Origin of the sequence: uncultured Eudoraea sp., assembly GCF_947258525.1 — a bacterium.
Lineage (GTDB): Bacteria > Bacteroidota > Bacteroidia > Flavobacteriales > Flavobacteriaceae > Eudoraea.
In genome coordinates this window covers 1-3,603 of sequence record NZ_CAMYIP010000047.1, presented here as the reverse complement: position 1 = coordinate 3,603, position 3,603 = coordinate 1, and the positions used below count along the sequence as shown (strand labels likewise).

The window sequence follows — 3,603 nt, the reverse complement described above, 5'->3', positions numbered from 1 at the left end:
CAGAAGATGAGCCTCCAAAATACCAGGACGTTTTTGGCGAAACACTTGTAGAACTGGCATTAAAAAATGATAAAATTATTGGTATTACTCCTGCAATGCCAACCGGAAGTTCTCTAAAGTTTATGATGGAGCAGATCCCGGAAAGAGCTTTTGACGTAGGTATTGCGGAGCAACATGCCGTAACCATGGCTGCAGGAATGGCCACTGAGGGTTTGTTACCCTTTTGTGCCATATATTCTACATTTTTACAAAGGGCTTACGATCAGCTAATTCATGATGTGGCAATACAGAATCTTCCGGTAGCCTTCTTTCTGGACAGATCCGGACTGGTAGGACAGGATGGCGCTACGCATCATGGAGTTTATGACATAGCTTATTTAAGGTGTATTCCAAATCTCATTATTTTTTCACCTATGAATGAGGCAGAACTCCGTAATATGATGTTTACCATTCAGAAAGGCCTTTCCGGACCTATTGCCATTCGCTACCCCAGAGGACGTGCTACCGTAACCAATTGGAAACAACCTTTCCAAAAAATGGAGATTGGGGTCGCTGAAGAATTGATTAAAGGAAATAAAATTGCAGTACTTTCATTGGGCCATATAGGGAACTCTATTAGGAAACTGATTGAAGAATTGAATTTTCCCGGGAAAATAGGACATTACAATATGCGTTTTGCCAAACCTCTGGATGAAAAAATGCTGCATCATATTTTTAATACTTATGAGCGTGTAATTACCGTCGAAAATGGCTGTAAAATTGGTGGTTTTGGAAGTGCCGTAATAGAATTTGCAAATTCCATAAACAATTGTATCCCTATTTCAGTATTTGGAATAGAAGATGTTTTCATTGAACACGGAACAGTAGAACAATTGCACAGAGAAGCACATATAGATTCCCTTTCCATAAAAAAACGTATCACAGAATTATTAGCGTTGTAATATGTCTTTTAGATTAGTTTTATTGGGATTGCTCTTATTATCCTCTACCCGGGCGTATTTCCAGGACAGTATTCCTCCTGTAACTGCCATAGACACCACAAAAATTGATACCATTGTAATCCGGGCCACTCAATACAAAGTCAAAGCAGTACCCAGAGGAATACGTTTTATTAATCCTGATATGTCTTTTAATGAAACTAAGGTGCTCAGCGATCCTTATGAACCTTTTGTAGTCCCATCATTTTGGACTAAAGAAAATGAACTGGGCTTAAACGTAAGTCAGGTAGCCTTTGTTAATTGGAATGCGGGTGGTGAAAACGCGGTTTCAGGACTGGCAAATTTGAAATTTACCAGAAATTACAAATTCAGATACCTTAAATGGAATAACGAGTTAATCCTGAGATATGGTATTAATGTACAGGAAGGAAGGGAGTTAAGAAAAACGGAAGACGTTATCAGACTTACTTCTACTTTTGGCTATCGCCGGGATACCCTTAGCAAATGGTATTATTCAATTAATACAAAATTCAATACACAATTTACAGACGGTTTTAAGTATCCGGACACAGAGAATCGCATCTCCAGATTTATGGCCCCGGGATATCTGTTTTTTGGTGGCGGCCCCAACTTTTCACCTGAAGGTGAAAAATTCAATCTTTATCTGTCCCCCACTACTGTAAAAGCAACTTTCGTTCTGGATCAAACACTGGCCAACCAGGGATCATTTGGTGTGAGGAGGGCAGTATATGATGAGGAAGGAAATCTGGTGACTAAAGGGTCAACCAAATTTATTGAATTCGGGATATTAATAACGAATACGTGGGAGAAGGAAATCGCCAAAAATATAATTATGCAACATCGCCTTAGTCTTTTTACTGATTATGTGAGGCGTTTTGGAAATATAGATATAGACTGGGAATTGAATTTTACGTTTAAAGTGAACGACTCATTTGAGACCAATTTTGGAACCCAGGTTATCTATGATGATGATATACGCTTTGACCAGGTAATCTCAGATACCGGAAACGTAATTGATCCCGGGGTTCCCAGAATACAATTCAGACAGGTTTTGGCCGTTGGCCTGGCTTATAATTTTTAAAGCTGTTTCCCGCTTATTTTGTTATGTATATGAACTGCTGCACTGTCTGAGAGACTGGCAACAAAACAACTGGCATTTAACAAAACCCAATAAATAGAGCCTTTGGTATTTCTGTATTCAGGGGGTAGGGTTTGTATTAGCAATTTATCATAATTCGTGGGTTTACCTTCCATTTGTCTCACCAACGCCCTGGTAAGTACCTCCAGAATATCTGATATAATTTTGTAGCCCGCAATTTCCTTTTCTATAACTCCCGGAGAACAATATATTTCATTTACACTTAGCTGAATAATATCCTCAACCTGAGCTTTATAATTGCTGCGATCCAAAAGTGAAACTGCAAATGCGCCATTTAGAATTGCATCTTCATTCTCAATAAAAATTGACACGGCATCACTAATTAAGGTATTTATTGCTAAAGCCCTTAAATAGCTGAGCCTGTCGGCCATGATGGTCAGAGAATTATATTTTTTTGTATTAATGGTGTCCTTAACAAGTTTTATCAAATACTCCAGAGCGTATTCTTCCGAGATTAATCCCAGGTTTATTCCATCCTCAAAATCAATTATGGTATAACAGATATCATCGGCAGCTTCAACCAAATAAGTTAGCGGATGCCTCGAATATGCAATGTCTGTACCACGGCCTGTAGGGATAAGACCCAATTCATCGGCAACTTCTATAAAGAATTCCTTTTGCGACTGGAAAAATCCAAATTTTTTATCAGCGATATGATTTGATGGCTTTTTTGGAAGAGACTCTTTGGGATATTTCATAAAAGCCCCCAAGGTGGCATAACTTAATCGAAGACCTCCGGATACCCCCTCACGCGATTCAGTGAGCAACTTAAACCCGTTTGCATTCCCTTCAAAATCAATAATATCCTGATACTCCTTTTGGGACAAAAGTGTTTTATATCTTTTGCCTTCCCCATGTGCAAAGAATTCCCCTATTGCCTTTTCACCACTATGGCCAAATGGCGGATTCCCAATATCATGCGCAAGAGCTGCCGCTGCCACAATAGCTCCAAAATCTCCAAATTTGTACCCATGGGTTTCCTTCAAATAGGGATGCTTTTGTAACAGCTTTTCACCGGCAATTCTTCCAAGGCTGCGCCCAACAACAGAAACTTCCAGACTGTGGGTCAAACGGGTATGAACAAAATCGGTTTTGGAGAGCGGTATTACCTGCGTTTTGTCCTGAAGACTCCTGAAGGCCGCAGAAAAGATTACCCTGTCATAGTCTACCTCAAAGCCCAGACGTGTTTCGTTTTGCTCATTTCTCAGTCTTTTATGTGTATCTCCAAAACGCTTTAAAGAGAGCAGTTGTTCCCAATTCATAAGTCTTTTATTACGATGGAAAGATACAGATTTTTAAAAGTGAAAAATTACTTAGAGCATCCCTTTTTAAACAATTATTGAACAAGGAATTTAAGACTTAACATTTGCTTAATATGATAACCTAATAGTAACCTTAATAAAATAAATGTTTAACCTGGAACTAACATGACTTTTACAACCCATAGCGTTCTTTGCGGTTGATAATGTAATTCAACTAAATGAA

Annotated in this window: 3 protein-coding genes; 2 read left to right on the top strand and 1 reads right to left on the bottom strand. The window is 38.8% G+C overall.

Translation table 11 applies throughout. The features are described 5' to 3' along the window. The coding region (locus Q0X89_RS03190; RefSeq protein WP_297691164.1) for a transketolase C-terminal domain-containing protein at positions 1-941 on the top strand (941 nt) is incomplete at its 5' end. A gap of 1 nt (position 942) precedes the next feature. Then, a complete protein-coding gene (locus Q0X89_RS03185; RefSeq protein WP_297691163.1) occupies positions 943-2,040 on the top strand; it encodes a DUF3078 domain-containing protein in 1,098 nt (365 codons plus the stop codon). Here Q0X89_RS03185 and dgt read toward each other — a convergent pair. After that, complete coding sequence (gene dgt / locus Q0X89_RS03180) at positions 2,037-3,380, bottom strand: dGTP triphosphohydrolase (protein WP_297691162.1); 1,344 nt, start codon at positions 3,378-3,380, stop codon at positions 2,037-2,039. The genes Q0X89_RS03185 and dgt overlap by 4 nt on opposite strands. Between the last annotated feature and the right edge of the window lie 223 nt (positions 3,381-3,603).

Bases quoted from the DNA above. Each gene is read 5' to 3' on its own strand.
- Q0X89_RS03185 (WP_297691163.1), top strand. From the start codon at position 943: ATGTCTTTTAGATTAGTTTTATTGGGATTGCTCTTATTATCCTCTACC.
- dgt (WP_297691162.1), bottom strand. From the start codon at position 3,380: ATGAATTGGGAACAACTGCTCTCTTTAAAGCGTTTTGGAGATACACAT.